The sequence below is a fragment of the Micromonospora matsumotoense genome, assembly GCF_900091525.1.
In the GTDB taxonomy this organism is placed as follows: domain Bacteria; phylum Actinomycetota; class Actinomycetes; order Mycobacteriales; family Micromonosporaceae; genus Micromonospora; species Micromonospora matsumotoensis.
On record NZ_FMCU01000010.1, the window covers coordinates 98,879 to 116,580 of the forward strand.

Below are 17,702 nucleotides of genomic sequence, written 5' to 3' on the forward strand. Positions count from 1 at the left end.
GGCGACCGATGCCCGGACCGGGCCGGGCCCGCGATGTGACAAACACCGCAGGCCCGGTCAACGCCGCTGGGCGGGTCGCCCGGCGGCCGGGTTCGGGGCCGGCCGCTCAGCCGGCGGTACGGGCCACCCCGACCGGGCAGCTCAGCCCGTTCGGTCCGTGGTTGCAGTACCCGTTCGGGTTCTTCGTCGGGGCCAGATATTGCTGGTGATAGTCCTCGGCGAAGAAGTAGTCGCCCAGCGGGGCGATCTCGGTGGTGATCTCACCCTTGCCGGCCCGCGCCACGATCGGCGCGAACGCGTCCCGGGACGCCTGCGCGGTGGCCAGCTGCGCGTCGCTGGTGGTGTAGATCGTCGAGCGGTACTGGCTGCCGACGTCGTTGCCCTGACGCATGCCCTGGGTCGGGTCGTGGTTCTCCCAGAACACCTTGAGCAGGTCCTCGTAGCTGATCACGGCGGGGTCGTAGACCACCTGAACCACCTCGGCGTGCCCGGTCATCCCCGAACACACCTCCTCGTAGGTCGGGTTGGCGCTGTAGCCGCCCGCGTAACCGGCCGACGTGGTCAGCACCCCCGGCAGGGTCCAGAACAGCCGCTCGGCGCCCCAGAAGCAGCCCATGCCGAAGACGGCGACCTGGGCACCCTCCGGGAACGGGCCCTTCAGCGACGACGGCAGCACCTCGTGCCGGTCCCCGATCGGCATCGCGATCGGGCGGCCGGGCAGGGCCTGGTCGGGGCTGATCATCTCGGCCTTCATGCGGCGAAGGAACACGGTGGAACTCCTCTCGTACCTCTCCCCGCATGCAACACCGGCGGGCCCGGCTTCCTTACCCACTGAGCCCCGCCTCTCGCCCGCTGCGGCCCCCTAATGTCGCCCCGTCTCCGGCCGGCACCCCGGATGCCGGCCGATCGTGGAAAGAAACGGCCCCTCTGGGGGCCGGAACCCGCCAAGATTCGATGGCCGGGGCCGGGGCAGGGGTCAGGAGGGGAGGGCGGTGGTGATGCGGGTGGCGTAGGAGTCGGCCTCGGTGTCGTCGGCGTAGCGGGTGCGCGGCCAGAAGAAGCCGCGCAGGCCGTCGCCCTTCGTCCTCGGCACCACGTGGGTGTGCAGGTGGGCCACCGACTGGGACACCTTGTTGTTCATCGCCACGAACGTCCCACCGGACCCCAGGCCGGACTCCACGGCCACCGCCAGGCGCTGCACCAGCCCGAAGTAGCCGGGCAGGGCCGCCGCCGGCAGGTCGGTCAGGGTGACCAGATGGTCCCGGGGCACCACCAGGACGTGCCCCTTGAAGACCGGCCGGGTGTCCAGGAACGCCACCCCGTCCGGCTCGTCGGCCACCCGGAACGCCGGCACCTCCCCGCCCACGATCCCGCAGAACACACACCCACCCATCGGCGCAGCCTACTGCCGGACCCACGCGCCCGCTGGCACCCCGCACGTCGCCCCCGCGCCCCGCCTCGACTGATCGTCTACGGCAGGTGCGGGTTCCGTCCGGCCGGTGGGTGCGGCGGACTAACGTCTGCGGGATGAGTCACGGCTTCGAGACGCTCGCCATCCACGCCGGCCAGGACCCGGAGGCCCGGACCGGCGCGGTGATCCCACCGATCTACCAGACCAGCACGTACGCCCAGGACGCCGTCGGCGCGCCCCGGCAGGGCTACGAGTACAGCCGCTCCGGCAACCCCACCCGGGACGCGCTCCAGGAGTGCCTGGCCGCGCTGGAGGGTGGCCGGGTCGGCCTCGCCTTCGCCAGCGGCCTGGCCGCCGAGGACACCCTGCTGCGGGCCGTCTGCCGGCCCGGCGACCACGTGGTGATCCCCGACGACGCGTACGGCGGCACGTACCGGCTGTTCGCCCGGGTCGCCGAGCGCTGGGGGCTGACGTACACCCCGGCGAAGGTCTCCGACATCGACGCGGTCCGGGCGGCGATCCGCCCCGACACGAAGATCGTCTGGGTGGAGACGCCGACCAACCCGCTGCTCGGCATCGCCGACATCGCCACCCTGGCCGCGGTCGCGCACGACGCGGGCGCGCTGCTGGCGGTCGACAACACCTTCGCCTCGCCGTACCTGCAGCAGCCGCTTGCGCACGGCGCGGACGTGGTGGTGCACTCCACCACCAAGTACGTCGGCGGGCACTCCGACGTGGTCGGCGGCGCGCTGGTCGTCGCGGACACGGCGCTCGGCGACGAACTGCGCTACCACCAGAACGCGATGGGCGCGATCAACGGGCCGTTCGACGCCTGGCTCACCCTGCGCGGCATCAAGACCCTCGGGGTACGGATGGACCGGCACTGCGACAACGCCGAGCGGATCGCCGCCTTCCTCGACGGGCACGCCAAGGTGGCCCAGGTGATCTATCCGGGCCTGCCGTCGCACCCCGGGCACGAGGTGGCCGCCAAGCAGATGCGCCGGTTCGGCGGCATGATCTCCTTCCGGGCCGCCGGTGGCGAGGAGCACGCCGTGCAGATCTGCAACCGGGCCCGGCTGTTCGTCCTCGCCGAGTCGCTCGGCGGGGTGGAATCCCTGATCGAGCACCCGGGTCGGATGACACACGCAAGTGCTGCCGGCTCGCCGCTTGAAGTTCCCGGCGATCTCGTGCGACTGTCTGTCGGCATCGAGACGGTCGACGACCTGCTCGCCGATCTGGAGCAGGCGCTGGGCTGACCGCGGGCTGGGGAGAAGGTGGCCGTGCAGGACATCATGCCGACCTGGGTGGGGGCGACCGCCAAGCAGATCGCCCGGGGCGTACGCCGGGGCGACGTCTCCGCCACCCAGGTCGTCGCCGACCACCTCGACCACATCGGCCGGGTCGACGCCGACCTCGCCGCGTTCCGTGCGGTACGCGGCGGGGAGGCGATCACCGAGGCGGAGAAGGTCGACGAGCAGGAGGACCTGGCGAACCTCCCGCTCGCCGGGGTGCCGGTCGCGGTCAAGGAGAACACCCCGGTCGCCGGGCTGCCCACCTGGAACGGTTCGGCCGCGGCGCGTACCCCCGTGGCGGAGGCCGACCACGAGGTGGTGCGGCGGTTGCGTGGCGCGGGCGCGGTGATCCTCGGGGTGACCCGGATGCCGGAACTGGGGCTCTGGGCGATCACCGACGACGCGTCCGCCGTCACCCGCAACCCGTGGGACGTCCGGCGTACCCCCGGGGGGTCCTCGGGTGGGGCCGCCGCCGCGGTCGCGGCCGGCCTGGTGCCGATCGCGCACGGCAACGACGGGCTCGGGTCGATCCGCATCCCGGCGGCCTGCTGCGGCCTGGTCGGGCTCAAGCCGGGCCGGGGCGTGGTCCCGTGCCAGCTCGGTGCGGAGGACTGGTTCGGGCTGACCGAGCACGGCATGCTCACCACCACGGTCGCCGATGCCGCCGTCGGTTTCCAGGTGCTGGCCGGGCGTCGCCCGGACACGCTGGTCCCACCGTCCCGGCTGCGGGTCGGCGTGTCGCTGCGCTCGCCGGTGCGCGGCGTCTCCCCGGATGCGCCCAACCGGGACGCGGTGGCCGCCGCCGGTCGGCTGCTCGCCGCCGCGGGGCACGACACCGTACCCGCCGACCCGGTCTATCCGACCGCGCTCGGCCTCCAGGGCATCGCCACCTGGTTCGCCGCCGCCGCGGCGGACGTGCGGGCCGCCGGCATCGACCGGCGCGGCCTGCAACGGCGCAGCCGCCGCCATGTCGCGCTGGGGGAGTGGGCCCAACGCCGGGGGTACGTGCGGGAGGCCGACCGGGCCGCCTGGCGGGAACGCTCCATCGGCTTCTTCACCGACCACGCGGTCGACCTGCTGCTCACCCCGGCGCTGGCCGGGCCGCCGCCGGAGGCCACCGCCTGGTCCGGCCGGTCCTGGCTGGCGAACATGAAGACCAACATCCGGTACGCCCCGTTCGCCGCGCCGTGGAACGTCGCGGGCCTGCCGTCGATCGTGGTGCCGGTGGGTCGCCGGCCGGACGGCCTGCCGGTCGCCGCGCAGCTGGTCGGCCCGCCCGGCTCGGAGCTGCTGCTGCTCGGCATCGCCGGGCAGTTCGAGATGCAGGCCCCGTGGACCCGGCACGCCCCCGGCTACCCCCGGGTCGACACGGGCTCCCCGGCCGTCGCCTGACCCGCCCGCCGCCGGCCCGTCGGTCCGCCGGTCGGGTCCGCCGGCCCGGGTCGTCCGCCGGCCGGCGCGGGTGGGCCGCCCCGGTCGGTGAGCGGGTCGTCGCTGCTGGTGGCCGGTGGCGTCGCCGTCGGTGCGACCCGGATCGGGTGGCACGATCGGGGCATGACGGAACTGGTCGACCTCGCCGACGTACGGGCCGCCCGGGAACTGCTCGCCGGGGTCACCCGGACCACCCCGCTGGAGCCCTCCCGGCCGCTGAGCGCGACGCTGGCCGGACCGGTCTGGCTCAAGTGCGAGAACCTGCAGCGCGCCGGCTCCTACAAGGTGCGCGGCGCGTACGTGCGGATCTCCCGGCTGTCGGCGCAGGAGCGGGACCGGGGCGTGGTCGCGGCCAGTGCCGGCAACCACGCCCAGGGGGTGGCGCTCGCCGCCGGCCTGGTCGGCACCCACGCCACCGTCTTCATGCCGGTGAACGCGCCGCTGCCGAAGGTGGCCGCCACCAAGGGGTACGGCGCCCGGATCGAGCTGATCGGCAACACCGTCGACGAGTCGTTGGTGGCCGCGCAGACCTTCGCGGAGCGCACCGGCGCGGTGTTCATCCACCCGTTCGACCACCCGGACGTGATCGCCGGCCAGGGCACGGTCGCCCTGGAGATCCTCGAACAGTGCCCCGAGGTGAGGACGATCATCACCGGGGTCGGTGGCGGCGGCCTGATCTCCGGCATGGCGGTGGCCGCGAAGGCGCTGCGCCCCGACGTGCGGATCATCGGCGTGCAGGCGGCCAGCGCCGCCGCCTTCCCGCCCTCGCTGGCCGCCGGGGAACCGGTCCGGCTGCCGGCGTTCGCGACGATCGCCGACGGCATCGCGGTCGGCCGGCCGGGGGAGATCACCTTCCACCACGTCCGCAAACTGGTCGACGAGATGGTCACCGTCACCGAGGAGGACATCTCGCGGGCGCTGCTGATGCTGTTGGAGCGGGGCAAGCAGGTGGTCGAGCCGGCCGGAGCGGTCGGGGTGGCCGCGCTGCTGGCCGGCGTCGTGCAGGTGAGCACCCCGACGGTGGCGGTGCTGTCCGGCGGCAACATCGATCCGTTGCTGATGATGCGGGTGATCGAACACGGTCTCGCCGCCGCCGGCCGCTACCTGCGGGTCACCGTGCGCTGCTCGGACCGGCCGGGTCAGCTCGCCTCGCTGCTCACCGAGATCGCCGGGCACCGGGCGAACGTGGTCGACGTGGAGCACCAGCGGGCCAATCCGCACCTGCGGCTCGGTGAGGTGGAGGTGGCCCTGTCGGTGGAGACCCGGGGTGTCGAGCATTCCGACACCCTGATCAGCGCCCTGCGGGCCAGCGGCTACCAGGTGGTCTTCACGGCCGAGGCGTGACATCCGGCGGATGCCACGCCCCGGTGCGTACGGGATGGGGTGTCGTCGGGTCGCGCGGGCCCGACGGCGGTGCGGCTCAGCCGGAGAACGGCTCGAAGCTGACGATCGTCACCTTGATGTCCGCGCCGCTGGGCGCGGTGTAGGTGCAGGCCTGACCGGGGCGACCGCCCAGGATGGCCTTGCCGAGCGCCGACTCCGGGCTGTAGACCGTCAGATCGGTGGTGGCGGCGATCTCCCGCGACCCGAGCAGGAACGTCTCGGTGTCGTCGCTGTCGTCGTCGAAGTAGATCGTCACGACCATGCCGGGCGACACCACGTCGGCCGTCGGTGCCTCACCGACCTGGGCGGTACGCAGCAGCTCCTTGAGGTAGAGGATCCGGCCCTCGGCCTTGCCCTGCTCCTCACGGGCGGCGTGGTAGCCACCGTTCTCCCGCAGGTCGCCCTCTTCCCGCCGGGCGTTGATCTCGGCGGCGATGACCGGCCGGTTGGCGATCAGCTCGTCGAGCTCGGCCTGGAGGCGGTCGTGCGCGTCCTGGGACAGCCAGGTGGCGGGCGCCTTGTTGTCATTGATGGACACAGGCGTACTCCTCGGATGTGCGTGCTGGCTGACAGGTGACTTACCAACCTACCAGTGGCCCGCACTTTCGGGCATCGTCGATCACCCGGTCGGGTGGGAAGCGACGCCACCGGTGGCTCGCTCGGGGGTCTCGCCGCCGCGCCGCCGCGACCGTCGGTGGCGGTTCAGCCCGCCGGGCGGCAGCGGACCACCTCGCCGATGAACGGCCGCTCGGTGGTGGTGACCCGGTGCCGGGCGGTGACGTGCCGCTGGCCGGGGGGTGCGGTCACCGTGACCTCCTCGTGCCCCACCTCGGCGCCGGCGTGCGAGCGGGCCCGCACCAGACACACCGCTGCGCCGCCCTCGGGCACGGTCACCCGGAAGTCGACCTGTACGCCGGTGTCGCTGATGTCGGTGTAGGTGATCACCTCGGGCTTGTACTCCGGGTCGCCGTAGCGCTGGTAGAGCTGCGTCGCGGCCAGGACCAACCCGGCGATCAGCACGGCCACCAGCGACCAGCGCAGCACCGGGCGGCGGCGCTCGGGCTCCCGCCGACGTCCGTACCGGCCGGGCGGGAACACCGGCGCGGCCGAGGGAATTGTGGCGTGCGTCTCGGTCACCGGCGGGTATCTCCTGGCGTTGTTGTCGGTCGCATCGGCAAGAATGACAGAGTCCATCTTCCCAGCCCGGGGCCGAGCCCGGAATGGCAGGTCGGCAGCCGCGCCGACAGGTCACCGCGGCAGGCCAGGCGAGCGACCCGGACCGGGCCGCCGGCGGGCACAGACGAGGAGCGCCCACGTTGGCAGAGAAGCTGCGTCTCATGGCCGTGCACGCACACCCGGACGACGAGTCCAGCAAGGGCGCCGCCACCATGGCGAAGTACGTCGCCGAAGGGGTGGACGTGCTGGTCGTGACGTGCACCGGGGGTGAGCGGGGCAGCGTGCTCAACCCCAAGCTGGACCGCCCCGACGTGTGGGCCAACATCGGCGAGATCCGGCGGGCCGAGATGGACGCCGCCCGGGCGGTGCTCGGCGTCGAGCAGGCCTGGCTGGGGTTCGTCGACTCGGGCCTGCCCGAGGGCGACCCGCTGCCGCCGCTGCCCGAGGGCTGCTTCGCCCTCCAGGACGTCGAGGTGGCGGCCGGGCCGCTGGTCAAGCTGATGCGGGAGTTCCGTCCGCACGTGGTGACCACCTACGACGAGGAGGGTGGCTACCCGCACCCCGACCACATCATGTGCCACAAGATCAGCGTGGCCGCGTTCGAGGCGGCCGGCGACCCGACCCGCCACCCGGAGCTGGGTGCCCCCTGGCAGCCGTTGAAGCTCTACTACGACATCGGCTTCTCCAAGGGCAAGCTCCTGGCCCTGCACGAGGGCACGCTGGCCGCGGGCCTCCCCTCGCCGTACGAGGACTGGCTCAAGCGCTGGGACGAGCGGCCGGACAAGGGTTCGCGGATCACCACCCGGGTGGAGTGCGCGGAGTACTTCCCGGTCCGCGACGACGCGCTGCGCGCCCACGCCACCCAGGTCGACCCGGACGGCTTCTGGTTCCACGTGCCGATGGAGATCCAGCAGCACGCCTGGCCGACGGAGGACTTCCAACTCGCCCGCTCGACGGTCGAGTCCCCGCTGCCGGAGTCCGACCTGTTCGCCGGGGTACGGGAAGCCGCCCATGCCGGGTGACCGGCGGTCGGGGCTACGCTGACACTCCACCGCACATCGGAGAAAACACCATGCTGAACGCTGTCCAGGTGCTCGCGGAGAACAACTTCGGGGACACCCGCACGGGCGGCCTGGCCGGGCCGATGGGCCTCTTCCTCATCGTGCTGCTCGGCACCGCCACCGTCCTGCTGATCCGCAACATGAACTCCCGGCTGCGTCGGCTGCCCGAGCGGTTTCCCCAGCAGGGCGGCCCGGTCGAGACCGATCGGACCGATTCGTCGGCTACCGGTCCGTCGGACGGGACAACGGGGCAGGAATCACGTACGAACCTGCCCAGCGGCCACCAGCAGCCCTGAGTGGGGTGACCGGGGCGTGAATCACGCCGATCCGGGTCGTCGCCCCCTGTTGCGGCCACCCGGATTGGCTTAGCCTTCCGCCGGGGGACGAAAGTCCCTGAGCCGTGCGCGGGAGGGGGTGCCATGACCGTCGTAGCCGCGTTCGTCCGTCGCGCCGTCGACGGCCCCGCGGACGGAGCCGGGCGGTGACCTCCGGCATCCCCGGCGCGTCCGACGACGGGCCGGAGCCGCCGGACACTCCGCTGCGGGTGCGTGTCCTCACCCTCGCCGTGACCCTGACCGCGTTGGTGGCGGTGGTGATCGGCCTGCGCCTGCCGACCGCGCTGCCGCCCGACGACCCGCTCCCGCCGGCGGCCCGGTTCGGCATCGTGGCCGCCGTGTTCGCGATCGCCCAACTCGCCCGGTTGAGGTTCCGCACCGCCACCGGCATGGTGAGCATCACCTGGGGCGAGGCGGCGCTGATCGGCTGCCTCTACCTTGCGCCGGCCGGCTGGTTGCCGGCCGCCGCGCTGCTCGGCACCGGCACGGCCTGGACGATCATGTCGCTGGCCGCCGACCGCCGTCCCCCGGTGGAGTTGCTGCGGATCGCCGCCTCGCTGACGGCGGCCACCGCGCTCGCCGTCGCCGTCACCACCGCGATCGGCGAGCCGTTGCTGGCCGGCCCCACCCCGGCGCTCGTGCCCGCCCTGGTGGCCGGTGCCGTCACCTACCTGCTGACCACCGCCGGGCTGGGCGGGGCGACCCTCGCCCTGCGGCACGGTGTGGCGGTCGGCCCGGCACTGCTCGTCGCGCTACGCGGCAAGGTGCTGATGTTCGTCGGCAACGTGGTGGTCGGGCTGGTCGTGGTGGCGTTGCTGGAGGTCGACCCGCGCTGGCTGCTGCTGCTCCCACCGCTGCTCTGGCTGCTCCAACAGACCTACCGCCACCGGCTGCGCGCCGATCAGGAACAGCGCACCTGGCGGGCGTTCGCCGAGGCCACCGCCGCGCTCAACCAGCTCGACGAGCGGGGGGTGGCCACGGCGGCGGTGACCGGCGCGTTGACCCTGTTCGGCGCCGAACTGGTGGACGTCGACGTGGTCCGGGGCGACGGCCGGTGGCGGCGCTATCGGGGTGACGCCTCGGGCCAGGTGCGGGACCGGGAGGCCGGGCCGCCCGGCGGGGCCACCGTGGACACCCACGAACTGGTCCGGCCGCTCGTCGTCGGCGACGTCCAGGTCGGACAGTTGCGGGTCCGGTTCCCCTCCACCGGGCCGCCGAGCGACCGGGAACGGGACGCGGTGGCGGCCTACTCCGACGCATTGGCCGCCGCGCTGCACGACGCGGCGACCCATCGGGAGCTGCGGCTGGTCAGCGCCCGCTCGTCGTACGACGCGGTGCACGACGCGCTGACCGGGCTGGTCAACCGGACGGCCATGCTGACCAAGGGCGACCAGGCGTTGCGGCAGCTCGCCCACGACCATCCGGTGGCGCTGCTGCTGCTCGACATCGATCAGTTCAAAGAGGTCAACGACACCCTCGGACACGCGGCCGGCGATCAGCTGCTGCGGCTCACCGGCAACCGGTTGGGCACCCTGGCCCGCTCCGGTGACCTGCTCGCCCGGCTCGGTGGCGACGAGTTCGCCCTGCTGCTGACGTCGGTCCCGGTGCTCGGTGACCGGGCCGCCCCGATGGCGTACGCGCTGCGGCAGGCCCGGGAGATCGCCGAGCGGCTGGCCGCGCCCACAGAGGTGGCCGGGGTGCGGATGTCGGTCGAGGTCTCGGTGGGGGTGGTGGTGGCCGGGGCGGGCACCGCCGACCTGACCGAGCTGCTGCGCCGGGCCGACATCGCGATGTACCAGGCGAAGGAGGGCGGCGGCAGCGTCGCCGCGTACGACAGCACCCGGGACGCCGCCAGCACCGACCAGTTGGCCCTGCTGGCCGAGTTGCGGGAGGCGTTGCAGGCCGACGACCAGCTGGTGCTGGCGCTGCAACCGGCGGTCGACCTGAGCACCGGCGCACCGACCGGGGTGGAGGCGCTGATCCGTTGGCAGCACCCCCGCCGGGGCTGGCTCGGCCCGGCCGACTTCATCCGCCCGGTGGAGAACAGCGAGCAGCTCGGCACCTTCACCCGGTATGTGCTGGACAAGGCGCTCTCGGTGGCCGCCGAGTGGGCCCGCGACGGGCTGGACGTGCCGATCTCGGTGAACCTCTCGGCCCGCAGCCTGCTCGACCCCCGGCTGCCGGCGGAGATCGCCGACGCGCTGCGCCGCCACCAGGTGCCGGCGCACCGGCTGGTCCTGGAGATCACCGAGACGGTGGTGATGAGCGAGCTGGAGGTGATCGACGAGGTGCTGGCGACCCTGCGGTCGATGGGCGTCCAGTTGGCCGTCGACGACTTCGGCACCGGCTTCTCGTCTCTGTCGTCCGTGACCCGGATCGCGGTGGACGAGTTGAAGGTGGACCGGTCCTTCGTGATCCGGATGGCCGACTCGCCGGAGGCGGCGGCGATCGTCCGGGCGACTGTCGGTCTCGCCCACGAGCTGGGGCTGCGGGTGGTCGCCGAGGGGGTGGAGACTGCCGAGCAGCGGGCCGCGCTGGTGGCGTTGGGCTGCACCGCCGCCCAGGGCTACCACTTCTTCAAGCCGATGCCGGCCGACAAGATCGGCGCGGTCCTCGGCTCGCTGCGTGACTCCGCCGAGTCGAACGTCTTCCCGCTGCGCGCCGACGGCGCCTCCTGACCGGGCCGCAACCCCGCCACGATCCCGCCCGATCCCGCCCGGTCCCGCCCGTCCCCGTCCGTCCCCGCCCGGTCCCGCCCGTCCCCGCCCGGCCCGTCCACGCCCCGCCCGCCCCGCCGCCCGGTCCGCCCGGTCCGCCCGCCCGGTCCGCCCGCCCGGTCCGCCCGCCCGGTCCGCCCGGCCCGCTTGCCCGGTCCGGGTCTGCGCGCCTGCCGGGGTCTGTCCGCCTGCCCGGTCCGTTCGGTCCGGGGCGGCTTGCCCTCCCGGTCCACTCGCCCGTTCATCGTGATCGACTCAGGAGGGTTGATGTAGCGGTATCCGGCTGGCCGGATACCGCTACATCGGCGACATTGCGAGCAGGCCCCGCAGGGGCGGGCCAAAGGACGGGCGGGCAGGTGGGGGTGGGTCAGCCTCGGGGGAGGACCTCGGCGACGACCGACGGCATCGCCGCCCAGTCGGCGGAGGCGACGCTGGCGTGGGCGGCGGCGAGCTGGGCGAGGCGGGCGCGGGCGGCCGTCTGGTCGGTGTTCCCGACCGCCGGGGGAACGTTCTGCGCGTCGGTCATCACCAGCAGGTAGTGGTTGGTGTCGTACCAGGAGGTGTCGATCCCACCGGTGACGTACGCGCTGGCGTCGCCGTCGAAGAGGACGAACCACGGACGCAGGCTGGTGTCGGCGTACCGGCTGCGCGGGTCGCCGGACTGGGCCCGGTGCACCGCCGGGAACGCCTGCGCCTGACCCAGGGTGCCGGCGGCCGACAGGCCGGCCAGGTGCTGGGCGTACTCGATGTCGGTCCACAGGGTGTCGGTCGGGTTGCCCTCCTCGACGGTGCCGGGGATCAGCTCCACGATCACCTTGCCGGCGAGCTGCCCCCGGGTCGGCCAGGCGTTCGCGCGGGCGGCGGCATCCAGGCTGGCGTACCCGCCGCGCAGGTCGGCCGGGCGGAACACCCGGCTGCCGAGCCGGGCGGCGAGCACCGCGTCGAGCTGGACCGGCCCCTGCCCGGTACGGCTGCTGAAGCCGGTCTTCAGCTCCAGCTTGAGCTGGAGCGGGCCGGCGTCGGGGTGGGCGTCGAACCAGAGCCGGATGTCGTCCAGGCAGTTCTCCAGGTTCTTGTTGCGGGCGCCGGTGTAGAGCTGCGCGGGGGTGGTGGCGGCGACGCAGTTGTTGTCGTTGCCCAGCGGGTTGGAGTGGCTGACCCGCCACTGTTTGGTGATGATGTCCGGCCAGACGTCCAGCTCGATCAGGCCGGGGCGGGCGTCGAGCGCCTGCGCCAGGTAGGTGTACGTCCCGCGTTCGTACGCGTTGTGCGTGCCGACCACGGTGGTCGCCGAGACCCGGGTGCCGGGGTCCACCGCGGCCGAGGCGGGTGCGGCGGTGCTGAACACCGCCGCGGCCACCGCGACCGACATGAGCGCCGACAGGAGACGGGAACCGCGCATGGGGTACCTCCTCGCAGGGCCGGTGCCGGTCACCGCACCCGCACAGATCAAAGACGATGAATGTGAACGGGGGAAGGCCCGGTTTCGGCGGGACGGTTGCCCCGGCGGGTGCGCCCGGGGGTGGACAGGGTCGTCGGGTGAACCGACTCGCCCAGGCCACCTCGCCGTATCTGCTCCACCACGCCGACAACCCGGTCGTCCAACTCGGCCGCGTCGTCTGGCGGTCGGTCGCGCCGGCAGCACCACGCGGGTCTACCGCCTCGTCCTCGGGGTGACGAACCAGCCGGCGGGGGTGTCCAACTCGCCGGCCGGGGGTGACAGCCCGAGCGGGGCGGGGTCACCCGAGGTTCCTAAGGCCATTGAGAAGAAGGGCCGCGCTGGCGCGGGACTGGCGTCGGCGCTCGCCGAGCTGGCTGTACGTCCGCGCAGGGCTACCACTTCTTCAAGCCGATGCCGTCGGACAGGATCGCGACGTGCTCCGCTCGCTGCCGGACTCCGCCCAGGCGCGGATCTTTCCGTTGCGCGCCCGACGGCGCCTCCTAGCCCCCGGGGGGCCTAGGACCACCCCCGCTGGATCGGCGGGTTGACTTTGACGTTACGTCAACTTCTAACCTGGACCGGCACGACGAGATCAGGGCTGGACGGCGAGATCAGGGGTGGACGGCGATGGAATGGTCAATCCAGGACCTCGCCCGTTCGGCCGGGACGACCAGTCGGACCCTGCGCCACTACGGGCAGGTCGGACTGCTGGCTCCGAGCCGGATCGGTCGCAACGGTTACCGCTACTACGACCAGGAGTCCCTGGTACGGCTGCAGCGAATTCTGCTGCTGCGCGAACTGGGCCTCGCCCTGGCCGATATCGGCCAGGTGCTGGACGGTGAACGGGAGCCGACGGCCGCGCTCCGCACCCATCTGCGGCTCCTGTTGCGGGAGCGCGAGCGGATCGGGCGGCAGATCGAGTCGGTACGGACCACGCTGCGCAAGACGGAAGGAGGTGAACAACTCATGGTGGAGGAAGTGTTCGACGGCTTCGACCACACCCAGTACGAGCAGGAGGTGACGCAGCGGTGGGGCCGCGAGGCGTACCAGCGGGCGGACCAGTGGTGGCGCTCGCTCAGCGATGCCGACAAGAAGGCGTTCCAGCAACGTCAGCTCGACATCGCGGCCGACTTCGGCCGGGCGCACGACGTCGGCATCCCGGTCGAGAGCGACGAGGTGCAGGCGATCACCCAGCGCCTCTACGACTGGCTGTCGCTGACGACCGGGACGGTGACGAAGGAGTACTTCGTCAACCTCGGCGAGATGTATGTCGCGGACCCGCGCTTCACGGCGAACTACGACGTGCATGGCGACGGCACGGCGGTATTCACCCGGGACGCGATGAAGGTCTACGCCGAATTCGTCCGGGACGCGATGAAGGTCTACGCCGAGCGGAAGCTCAGCGGCTGATCCGGGCGGGCGGGGCTGCAGACCCGCTCACCCGCGTACGGGGGGTTATGGTCGTCGGGTGAATCGACTGGCCAGCGCGACCAGCCCGTACCTGCTCCAGCACGCCGCGAATCCGGTGGACTGGTGGCCCTGGTCCGCCGAGGCGTTCGCCGAGGCCCGGCGGCGCGACGTCCCGGTGCTCATCTCGGTCGGCTATGCCGCCTGCCACTGGTGCCACGTGATGGCCCACGAGTCGTTCGAGGACGAGACGGTCGGCGCGCTGGTCAACGCCGGCTTCGTGGCGATCAAGGTGGACCGTGAGGAACGGCCCGACGTGGACGCCGTCTACATGACCGCCACCCAGGCGATGACCGGTCAGGGCGGCTGGCCGATGACGGTCTTCGCCACCCCCGACGGCACCCCGTTCTTCTGCGGCACCTACTTCCCGAAGCCCAACTTCGTCCGGCTGCTGGAGTCGGTCGGCACCGCGTGGCGGGAGCAGCGGGAGGCCGTGCTGCGGCAGGGTGCCGCGGTGGTCGAGGCGATCGGTGGTGCCCAGGCCGTCGGCGGCCCCACCGCCCCGCTCACCGCCGACCTGCTCGACGCCGCCGCCGCCCAACTCGCCACCGAGTACGACGAGACCAACGGCGGCTTCGGCGGCGCACCGAAGTTCCCGCCGCACATGAACCTGCTCTTCCTGCTCCGGCACCACCAACGGACCGGTTCGGCGGAGAGCCTGGAGATCGTCCGGCACACCGCCGAGGCGATGGCCCGGGGCGGCCTGCACGACCAGCTTGCCGGCGGGTTCGCCCGCTACTCGGTGGACGCCCACTGGACGGTGCCGCACTTCGAGAAGATGCTCTACGACAACGCCCTGCTGCTGCGGGTCTACACCCAGCTGTGGCGGCTCACCGGGGACCTGCTGGCCCGTCGGGTGGCCCGGGACACCGCCCGGTTCCTCGCCGACGAGCTGCACCGGCCCGGGGACGGCTTCGCCTCCGCCCTCGACGCCGACACCGACGGGGTGGAGGGCCTCACCTACGCCTGGACCCCGGCCCAGCTCGTCGAGGCGCTCGGCGAGGACGACGGCCGGTGGGCCGCCGACCTGTTCGACGTCACCGAGGAGGGCACGTTCGAACACGGCACGAGCGTGCTCAGGTTGGCCCGGGACGTCGACGACGCCGCCCCGGAGATCCGGGACCGCTGGCGGGGTGTGGTGGGCCGGCTGCTGGCCGCCCGGGACACCCGCCCCCAACCGGCCCGCGACGACAAGGTGGTGGCCGCCTGGAACGGCCTGGCGATCACCGCGCTCGTCGAGTTCCTCCAGGTCGCCGCGATCCGGGTGACCCCCGACGACGAGGACGCCAACCTGATGGACGGGGTCGCCATCGTCGCCGACGGGGCGCTGCGGGACGCCGCCGAACACCTGGCGGGCGTGCACCTGGTCGACGGCCGGCTCCGCCGGGCCTCCCGCGACAAGACGGTCGGCGATCCGGCCGGCGTGCTGGAGGACTACGGCTGCGTGGCCGAGGCGTTCTGCGCGCTGCACCAGCTCACCGGCGAGGGACGCTGGCTGGAGCTGGCCGGCGGCCTGCTGGACGTCGCACTGGCCCGGTTCGCCGCCCCGGACGGCGGTTTCTACGACACCGCCGACGACGCCGAACGGCTGGTCGCCCGGCCGGCCGACCCGACCGACAACGCCACCCCGTCGGGCCGGTCGGCGGTCGTGGCGGCGCTGACCGCGTACGCGGCGTTGAGCGGGGAGACCCGCTACCGGGAGGTGGCCGAGGCGGCCCTGTCGACGGTCGCGCCGATCGTCGGCCGGCACGCCCGGTTCACCGGGTACGCGGCCACCACCGGCGAGGCGCTGCTCTCCGGGCCGTACGAGATCGCGGTGGTCACCGACGACCCGGCGGGGGACCCGCTGGTCGCCGCCGCGCACCGGCACGCCCCACCCGGCGCGGTGGTGGTGGCCGGCCGGCCCGACCAGCCCGGCGTGCCGCTGCTCGCCGACCGGCCGCGGCTCGACGGACGGCCCACCGCGTACGTCTGCCGGGGGTTCGTCTGCCAGCGCCCGGTGACCTCGGTCGAGGACCTGGTCGCCCAGCTCACCTGAGCCGGCCCGGCCCCGCCCGGGGTCGGCGGGCTGTCCGCTGGGGCGGCTGTCCGCTGGGGCGGCGACCGGCTCGGGTGGTCGCCCACGGGGAGCGGTGAGCGGTTTCGGGTGGCCGTCCGCCCAGCCGGGTGGCCCTCGGGCCGGGCGGCGAACGGCCCCGGTTAGGCTGGCGGCGCTATGGATTCCCGTACCGGTCTGCCCGTCGTCGGCATGGTGGGTGGCGGCCAACTGGCCCGGATGACCCACCAGGCCGCCATTGCCCTCGGCCAGTCACTGCGCGTGCTGGCGCTCACCCCCGACGACGGTGCCGCGCTCGTCGCCGCCGACGTCCAGTACGGCGACCACACCGACCCCGCCGCGCTGCGTACCTTCGCCAAGGGCTGCGACGTGGTCACCTTCGACCACGAGCACGTCCCGACCGAGCACATCCGGGCCCTCGCGGCCGAGGGGGTGAGGCTCTTCCCGCCCGCCGACGCGTTGCTGCACGCCCAGGACAAGCGGGTCATGCGGGAACGGCTCGGCGCGCTCGGCGCCCCCAACCCCGCGTGGCGGCCGGTGGACGCCCCGGCGGACCTGCTCGCGTTCGGCGCGGAACAGGGCTGGCCGGTGGTGCTCAAGGCGGCCCGGGGAGGCTACGACGGGCGCGGCGTGTGGCTGGTCGACGACGCCGGGCAGGCCGCCGAGCTGGCCGCCACCCTGCTCGCCGGTGGCACCTCGCTGATCGTCGAGGAGCGGGTCGCGCTGCGCCGGGAGTTGGCCGTGCAGGTGGCCCGTTCGCCGTTCGGGCAGGTCGCCGCGTACCCGGTGGTGGAGACGGTGCAGCGGGACGGGATCTGCGTCGAGGTGCTCGCCCCCGCGCCCGGTCTGCCGGAGGAGCTGGCCGTCGCCGCCCAGCAGCTCGCCATCGACCTGGCCACCGCGCTCGGCGTGGTCGGCCTGCTGGCGGTGGAGCTGTTCCAGACCGATGCCGGCCTGGTCGTCAACGAGCTGGCGATGCGTCCGCACAACTCCGGGCACTGGACCATCGAGGGGGCCCGGACCTCGCAGTTCGAGCAGCACCTGCGGGCGGTGCTCGACTACCCGATGGGGGACACCGCGCTGACCGCCCCGGTGGTGGTGATGGCGAACGTGCTCGGCGGTGAGCCGGGTGGGATCTCCCTCGACGAACGGCTGCACCACCTCTTCGCCGCCGAACCGGGCGCCCGGGTCCACCTGTACGGCAAGCAGGTCCGACCCGGCCGCAAGATCGGGCACGTCACGGTGCTCGGGAACGACCTGGACGACGTACGGGCGCGGGCCGCGCGGGCTGCCCGTTGGCTGCGGGAGGGACACGGGTGAGCACCGTCGGGCTGATCATGGGCAGCGACTCGGACTGGCCGGTGATGAGGGCCGCCGCCGACACGCTGGACGAGTTCGAGGTGCCGTACGAGGTGGCGGTGATCTCCGCGCACCGCACCCCGGTCAAGATGATCGAGTACGGCCGGGACGCCGTCGACCGGGGACTCAAGGTGATCATCGCCGGGGCGGGGGGCGCCGCCGCGCTGCCCGGCATGGTCGCCTCGGTCACCCCGCTGCCGGTGATCGGCGTACCGGTCCCGCTGAAGCACCTGGACGGGATGGACTCGCTGCTGTCCATCGTGCAGATGCCGGCCGGGATTCCGGTGGCCACCGTGTCGATCGGCAACGCCCGCAACGCCGGCCTGCTGGCGGTCCGCATCCTCGGTGCCACCGACCCGGCGCTGCTCGCCCGGATGACCGCCTTCCAGGCCGACCTGGAGGACCTGGTCGCCGAGAAGGACGCCGCCCTCCGCGCCTCCCTGGCCTGACGGACACCCCCGCCCCACCGACCCAGGGCTGCCCTCGCCCGATGTTGCCGGGCGGGCTGCCCTCGCAGTGGGGGCGATACTGCGGCATCCAGGCGTCGCCGACACCGCAACCTCACCCCCATTG

The 17,702-nt window shown here is 73.3% G+C and carries 15 protein-coding genes; 10 read left to right on the plus strand and 5 right to left on the minus strand.

Features of this window, described 5'->3' with window-relative positions; all coding sequences use genetic code 11:
* Positions 1-106 precede the first annotated feature (106 nt).
* Positions 107-769: a peptide-methionine (S)-S-oxide reductase MsrA gene (gene msrA, locus GA0070216_RS20225; RefSeq protein WP_091248250.1), complete on the minus strand. Its 663-nt coding sequence runs from the start codon at positions 767-769 to the stop codon at positions 107-109.
* Between the two features lie 207 nt (positions 770-976).
* Positions 977-1,393 carry an HIT family protein gene (locus GA0070216_RS20230; RefSeq protein WP_091248252.1) on the minus strand — a complete coding sequence of 139 codons (417 nt, stop codon included), beginning with the start codon at positions 1,391-1,393 and terminating at the stop codon, positions 977-979.
* Positions 1,394-1,527: 134 nt separating this feature from the next.
* On the opposite strand from GA0070216_RS20230, the gene GA0070216_RS20235 reads away from it, so the two are divergent.
* From GA0070216_RS20235 to ilvA, 3 genes are all read left to right on the plus strand, one after another.
* Complete coding sequence (locus tag GA0070216_RS20235) at positions 1,528-2,667, plus strand: cystathionine gamma-synthase (protein ID WP_091248253.1); 1,140 nt, start codon at positions 1,528-1,530, stop codon at positions 2,665-2,667.
* Positions 2,668-2,685: 18 nt separating this feature from the next.
* The gene (locus GA0070216_RS20240; protein WP_091248256.1) at positions 2,686-4,095 is read left to right on the plus strand and encodes an amidase; all 1,410 of its coding nucleotides are present in this window, start codon (positions 2,686-2,688) and stop codon (positions 4,093-4,095) included.
* A gap of 162 nt (positions 4,096-4,257) precedes the next feature.
* Positions 4,258-5,478, plus strand: coding sequence for a threonine ammonia-lyase (gene ilvA / locus GA0070216_RS20245; protein ID WP_091248612.1), 1,221 nt, complete (start codon positions 4,258-4,260; stop codon positions 5,476-5,478).
* A gap of 76 nt (positions 5,479-5,554) precedes the next feature.
* On the opposite strand, the gene greA is transcribed toward ilvA, so the two are convergent.
* Both greA and GA0070216_RS20255 read right to left on the minus strand, forming a co-directional pair.
* The gene (greA, locus tag GA0070216_RS20250) at positions 5,555-6,055 is read right to left on the minus strand and encodes a transcription elongation factor GreA (RefSeq protein WP_176739058.1); all 501 of its coding nucleotides are present in this window, start codon (positions 6,053-6,055) and stop codon (positions 5,555-5,557) included.
* A gap of 164 nt (positions 6,056-6,219) precedes the next feature.
* Positions 6,220-6,654 carry a DUF4307 domain-containing protein gene (locus GA0070216_RS20255; RefSeq protein WP_091248259.1) on the minus strand — a complete coding sequence of 145 codons (435 nt, stop codon included), beginning with the start codon at positions 6,652-6,654 and terminating at the stop codon, positions 6,220-6,222.
* 179 nt (positions 6,655-6,833) lie between these two features.
* On the opposite strand from GA0070216_RS20255, the gene mca reads away from it, so the two are divergent.
* From mca to GA0070216_RS20270, 3 genes are all read left to right on the plus strand, one after another.
* Positions 6,834-7,715 carry a mycothiol conjugate amidase Mca gene (mca, locus tag GA0070216_RS20260; RefSeq protein WP_091248262.1) on the plus strand — a complete coding sequence of 294 codons (882 nt, stop codon included), beginning with the start codon at positions 6,834-6,836 and terminating at the stop codon, positions 7,713-7,715.
* 50 nt (positions 7,716-7,765) lie between these two features.
* Positions 7,766-8,050, plus strand: coding sequence for a hypothetical protein (locus GA0070216_RS20265; RefSeq protein WP_091248265.1), 285 nt, complete (start codon positions 7,766-7,768; stop codon positions 8,048-8,050).
* Positions 8,051-8,292: 242 nt separating this feature from the next.
* Complete coding sequence (locus GA0070216_RS20270; RefSeq protein ID WP_245722612.1) at positions 8,293-10,767, plus strand: putative bifunctional diguanylate cyclase/phosphodiesterase; 2,475 nt, start codon at positions 8,293-8,295, stop codon at positions 10,765-10,767.
* Positions 10,768-11,173: 406 nt separating this feature from the next.
* On the opposite strand, the gene GA0070216_RS20275 is transcribed toward GA0070216_RS20270, so the two are convergent.
* Complete coding sequence (locus GA0070216_RS20275) at positions 11,174-12,208, minus strand: phosphatidylinositol-specific phospholipase C domain-containing protein (protein ID WP_091248271.1); 1,035 nt, start codon at positions 12,206-12,208, stop codon at positions 11,174-11,176.
* 666 nt (positions 12,209-12,874) lie between these two features.
* Between GA0070216_RS20275 and GA0070216_RS20280 the strand changes: the two genes are divergently transcribed.
* From GA0070216_RS20280 to purE, 4 genes are all read left to right on the plus strand, one after another.
* Positions 12,875-13,657 carry a MerR family transcriptional regulator gene (locus GA0070216_RS20280; protein ID WP_091248274.1) on the plus strand — a complete coding sequence of 261 codons (783 nt, stop codon included), beginning with the start codon at positions 12,875-12,877 and terminating at the stop codon, positions 13,655-13,657.
* A gap of 58 nt (positions 13,658-13,715) precedes the next feature.
* Positions 13,716-15,752, plus strand: coding sequence for a thioredoxin domain-containing protein (locus tag GA0070216_RS20285; RefSeq protein ID WP_091248277.1), 2,037 nt, complete (start codon positions 13,716-13,718; stop codon positions 15,750-15,752).
* A gap of 177 nt (positions 15,753-15,929) precedes the next feature.
* Positions 15,930-17,090: a 5-(carboxyamino)imidazole ribonucleotide synthase gene (locus GA0070216_RS20290; protein ID WP_091248281.1), complete on the plus strand. Its 1,161-nt coding sequence runs from the start codon at positions 15,930-15,932 to the stop codon at positions 17,088-17,090.
* Entirely contained in the window at positions 17,087-17,578 is a 492-nt protein-coding gene (purE, locus tag GA0070216_RS20295; RefSeq protein WP_091248285.1) for a 5-(carboxyamino)imidazole ribonucleotide mutase, read from the plus strand. Before GA0070216_RS20290 ends, purE begins: the two co-directional genes overlap by 4 nt.
* The last annotated feature ends 124 nt before the right edge of the window (positions 17,579-17,702 follow it).